The organism is Streptomyces sp. NPDC055078 (assembly GCF_053607985.1).
Window position 1 is genome coordinate 1 of the sequence record NZ_JBSGUP010000575.1, and the last position, 5,379, is coordinate 5,379.

General features: G+C 67.6%; 3 protein-coding genes. 1 reads left to right on the plus strand and 2 read right to left on the minus strand.

Going from position 1 to position 5,379, the window contains the following annotated elements:
• Positions 1-146: 146 nt before the first annotated feature.
• On the minus strand, positions 147-3,071 hold the full coding sequence (locus ACWF94_RS32345) for a vitamin B12-dependent ribonucleotide reductase (RefSeq protein WP_453496651.1): 2,925 nt from the start codon (positions 3,069-3,071) through the stop codon (positions 147-149).
• A gap of 265 nt (positions 3,072-3,336) precedes the next feature.
• The gene (gene nrdR / locus ACWF94_RS32350; RefSeq protein ID WP_453496654.1) at positions 3,337-3,855 is read right to left on the minus strand and encodes a transcriptional regulator NrdR; all 519 of its coding nucleotides are present in this window, start codon (positions 3,853-3,855) and stop codon (positions 3,337-3,339) included.
• 728 nt (positions 3,856-4,583) lie between these two features.
• On the opposite strand from nrdR, the gene lexA reads away from it, so the two are divergent.
• Positions 4,584-5,378: a transcriptional repressor LexA gene (gene lexA / locus ACWF94_RS32355; protein WP_453496657.1), complete on the plus strand. Its 795-nt coding sequence runs from the start codon at positions 4,584-4,586 to the stop codon at positions 5,376-5,378.
• Position 5,379 lies beyond the last annotated feature (1 nt).

Consider the following 5,379-nt stretch of genomic DNA (forward strand, 5'->3'; position numbering starts at 1 on the left):
CCGGGACCGTGAGCCACGGCGGCGCTTCGCGGCGCCACCGGGCACCGGCAGCGGACAGCAGCGGGCGGGGAGCCCTTAAGGAGGTCTCCCCGCCCCGGCGCATCAGCCGATACGCCTCACGCTGCCGTGACCGCGCACGGAGTGAGTCAGCTGCAACCGCTGGTCGAGCCACAGCCCTCGCAGATGTAGCAGGAGCCCGCCCGCTGCATCTTCGTACCGCAGGAGAAGCACAGCGGCGCGTCCGCGCTGATGCCCAGCTGCATCTCCACCAGCTCCGCCGAGGTGTGCGCCTGCTTCGGTGCCGGGACGGCTCCGAGGGAAGCGGGGGAAGCGGGGGCCACGGTCAGCTCCGGCGTACGCGTCTCCTGCTGAAGTGCCTCCTGCCGGCGCGGCGCGGACTGGGCGAGACCCTCGATGTCCATCCCGTCGTCGATGGACTGCTCGTACGAGCCGGTCTCCAGGTGCCGCTGCCGCTCCTCGGCCGAGTGGATGCCGAGTGCCGAGCGGGTCTCGAAGGGCAGGAAGTCCAGCGCCAGCCGGCGGAAGATGTAGTCGACGATCGACTGCGCCATCCGCACATCCGGGTCGTCGGTCATACCGGCGGGCTCGAAGCGCATGTTCGTGAACTTCGAGACGTAGGTCTCCAGCGGAACGCCGTACTGGAGGCCGACGGAGACGGCGATCGAGAAGGCGTCCATCATGCCCGCGAGGGTGGAACCCTGCTTGGACATCTTGAGGAACACCTCGCCGAGACCGTCGTCCGGGTAGGAGTTCGCGGTCATATAGCCCTCGGCGCCGCCCACCGTGAAGGAGGTGGTGATGCCGGGACGCCCCTTGGGGAGGCGCTTGCGGACGGGGCGGTACTCGACCACCTTCTCGACCGCGGCCCGGATGGTGTCCTCGGCCTTCCCGGTGATCTCGGCCTTCTCCTTGTCCTTGCTCTTGGCGGAGAGGGGCTGGCCGACCTTGCAGTTGTCGCGGTAGATCGCGAGCGCCTTGACGCCCATCTTCCACGCCTTGAAGTAGATCTCCTCGACCTCTTCGACGGTCGCCGACTCCGGCATGTTGACCGTCTTGGAGAGCGCGCCGGAGATCCACGGCTGGATCGCGGCCATCATACGGACGTGGCCCATCGCGGAGATGGAGCGCTCGCCCATCGCGCAGTCGAAGACCTCGTAGTGCTCGGTCTTCAGACCGGGAGCGTCCACGACGATGCCGTTCTCGGCGATGTGGGCGACGATCGCCTCGATCTGCTCCGGCTGGTAGCCGAGACGGCGCAGCGCCTGCGGGACCGTGCCGTTGACGATCTGCATCGAGCCGCCGCCGACGAGCTTCTTGAACTTGACCAGGGCGAGGTCGGGCTCCAGGCCGGTGGTGTCGCAGGACATCGCGAGACCGATGGTGCCGGTCGGCGCGATGACGGACGCCTGCGCATTGCGGAAACCGTTCTTCTCGCCAAGCCGGACGACGTCCTGCCATGCCTCCGTGGCGGCGGCCCAGATCGGGCTGTCCAGGTCGTCGACGCGGACGGCCTTGGTGTTGGCGTCGGCGTGCTGCTGCATGACGCGGTTGTGCGGCACGGCGTTGCGGGCGTAGCCGTCGTACGCGCCGACGACCGCGGCCAGCTCGGCGGAGCGGCGGTAGGACGTACCGGTCATCAGGGAGGTGATGGCACCGGCCAGGGCACGGCCGCCGTCACTGTCGTACGCGTGCCCCGTGGCCATCAGCAGGGCGCCGAGGTTGGCGTAGCCGATGCCCAGCTGACGGAAGGCGCGGGTGTTCTCGCCGATCTTCTGGGTGGGGAAGTCGGCGAAGCAGATGGAGATGTCCATCGCGGTGATGACCAGCTCGACGACCTTGGCGAAGCGCTCGGACTCGAAGGACTGGTGGCCCTCGCCGTCGTCCTTGAGGAACTTCATCAGGTTCAGCGAGGCGAGGTTGCAGGACGTGTTGTCCAGGTGCATGTACTCGCTGCACGGGTTCGAGCCGTTGATCCGGCCCGACTCGGGGCAGGTGTGCCAGTGGTTGATGGTGTCGTCGTACTGGATGCCGGGGTCGGCACACGCCCACGCGGCCTCGGCCATCTTCCGGAAGAGCGCCTTGGCGTCGACCTCCTCGATGACGTCGCCGGTCATCCGGGCCCGCAGCCCGAACTTGGCGTCCGCCTCGACGGCCTTCATGAACTCGTCGTTCACCCGGACCGAGTTGTTGGCGTTCTGGTACTGGACGGACGTGATGTCGTCGCCGCCCAGATCCATGTCGAATCCCGCGTCCCTCAGGGCGCGGATCTTCTCCTCCTCCTTCACCTTGGTCTCGATGAAGTTCTCGATGTCGGGGTGGTCGACGTCGAGGATGACCATCTTGGCCGCGCGGCGCGTGGCGCCACCGGACTTGATGGTTCCGGCGGAGGCGTCGGCACCGCGCATGAAGGAGACCGGTCCCGAGGCATTGCCGCCGGAGGAGAGAAGCTCCTTGGAGGAACGGATCCGGGAGAGGTTCAGACCCGCTCCGGAGCCGCCCTTGAAGATCATCCCCTCTTCCTTGTACCAGTCGAGGATCGACTCCATGGAGTCGTCCACGGCCAGAATGAAGCAGGCGGAGACCTGCTGCGGCTGCGGGGTGCCGACGTTGAACCACACCGGCGAGTTGAAGCTGAAGATCTGGTGCAGGAGTGCGTACGCCAGCTCATGCTCGAAGATCTCGGCGTCGGCGGGCGAGGCGAAGTACTTGTACTCCTCGCCGGCCTTCCGGTAGGTCTTCACGATCCGGTCGATCAGCTGCTTGAGACCGGTTTCGCGCTGCGGGGTGCCGACGGCCCCGCGGAAATACTTGCTGGTGACGATGTTGACCGCGTTCACCGACCAGGAGTCGGGAAACTCGACGCCACGCTGCTCGAAATTGACCGAGCCGTCGCGCCAATTGGTCATGACGACGTCACGGCGAGCCCAGACCACCTCGTCGTACGGATGCACGCCGGGTGTGGTGTGGATGCGCTCGATACGCAGACCCTTGCTGGCCTTGGCTCCCTTGGTGCGGGACCCACGCGCCGGGCCGCTCGTCGTCTCTGTCATGCCGCCTCCCATATACGGGCAAAAACGCCCTGAAGTGCCCAGATCTTCCCGTCAGGAAGTCTGTGTGTTGATGCTGTCCGGTGCCGTTTGATACCGGCTGCCGCTCACAGCTGCTTGTCTGCTACTGATCTGGTGCTGGTCTGGGTGCTGTCCGGTGTCGCCGGTGCCACGGACGCCACAATGCGCCCGCCGGGGACCTGTCGCCGCGCCGGTGCCGACCTCGTTGTCCGGGCGGGCGGGCGCGAGCCGCTCGGCTCGGCGTCGCTCAGTCGGCGACGGTGGCGGGAACGGGGACCACGGGGACTTCCAGGGGCTCTCCCGTTCCGCCCTGTGCGGGCGGCCGATGCACGCGGAGTTCCGCGATGGCTGCCTCGAAGTCCTCAAGTGTGTCGAATGCCCGGTACACGGACGCGAAACGCAGGTAGGCGACGAGGTCGAGTTCCTGCAGGGGGCCGAGTATGGCCAGACCCACGTCGTGGGTGGTCAGCTCGGCGCTTCCGGTGGCGCGCAACGCTTCCTCGACCCGCTGGCCGAGCTGAGCGAGAGCGTCCTCGGTGACGGGCCGCCCCTGGCATGCCTTGCGCACACCCGAGATGACCTTGGTACGGCTGAAGGGCTCGGTCACACCGCTGCGCTTGATCACCATCAGCGAGGCGGTCTCCACCGTGGTGAACCGGCGAGAGCAGTCCGGGCACTGCCGACGGCGCCGGATCGACGTTCCGTCGTCGGTGGTACGGCTGTCGACGACCCGGCTGTCGGGGTGCCTGCAGAAGGGGCAGTGCATGGTTCCCAACCCTCCCTCACGGCACGACTCAATAGGCCCGACAGACGCGTCGAAGCCCTCCGAAGCTGCCCCAAGCATAGGCGATGACCACGACCTTGGAGGACCGGGGACCACAACTTCTGGGCGGCGCTCACAATCCAACCACTAGATCTGGGGTTTGGCCGCACTTTCCCGTCCCATCGCGTGTCGCCGCGACAGCGAAGATCGCGGACGGCGTACGGGTGGTGACACGGCGAGATCGGGCCACGGTACGGCGGGGCACCGGCAGCGCCCATGGGCACGCGCGGGACCCATGGACACACGCAGCCCATGGGCACGCGCGGGCCCCTTGGCCCCGCGCGGATACGCGTGGACACGCGCGGGCGACCCGCCCGGGACTGACCACGGGGCTGCGGAAACGCGCGGCTCCCAGGATTCCCGGCCGCCGGGTGCGAGACTGGAGGCGTCCACGACTGCCGGACGGCGGGGAAGCCACGGCTTCACGACCTGAATCGTAGCCACGGCTTCATGACCTGAATCGCCGACCGGCCGACGATGACCCTCCCCCGCCCTGGAGCGGCATCCCCGCCTCCGGAGCGGCATTTCAGGGCTCGATCGCACACGCATACACCCACTCACGTATACGCGTAAGGCAATCTCCAGTTTTTCACTCGAACGTGTGTTTGGCGCAACCTTTCGAAAGCAACTACCGTTGTCCAACTAGGGAGACCATTCGAGAGGGGCCCGACGTGACCACCACCGCTGACAGTGCCACCATCACTGCCCAGGACCGCTCCCAGAACCGATTCGAGCCGGTACATGCCATGAATGACGCAGCCACGCCCCCTGAGGCGCCGGATCCTTCCCGGCCCGCGCGTTCACTGCCCGGCCGACCTCCGGGTATCAGGGCGGACAGCTCCGGGCTCACGGATCGGCAACGGCGCGTCATCGAGGTGATCCGTGACTCCGTCCAGCGCCGGGGATACCCACCGTCGATGCGCGAGATCGGACAGGCCGTGGGCCTGTCCAGCACCTCGTCCGTCGCCCATCAGCTGATGGCTCTGGAGCGCAAGGGCTTCCTGCGCCGGGACCCGCACCGGCCCCGGGCGTATGAAGTGCGCGGCTCCGACCAGCCGAGCACCCAGCCGACGGACACGACCGGCAAGCCGGCCGCTTCCTATGTCCCGCTGGTCGGCAGAATCGCCGCCGGCGGCCCGATCCTCGCCGAGGAATCGGTGGAGGATGTCTTCCCGCTGCCCCGGCAGCTGGTCGGCGACGGAGAGCTGTTCGTCCTGAAGGTCGTCGGCGACTCGATGATCGAGGCCGCGATCTGCGACGGAGACTGGGTGACCGTGCGCCGCCAGCCCGTCGCGGAGAACGGGGACATCGTGGCGGCCATGCTGGACGGCGAGGCCACGGTCAAGCGCTTCAAGCGGGAGAGCGGGCATGTGTGGCTGCTCCCGCACAATGCCGCCTATCAGCCGATCCCCGGCGACGAGGCGACCATCCTGGGCAAGGTGGTGGCGGTCCTGCGGCGGGTGTGAC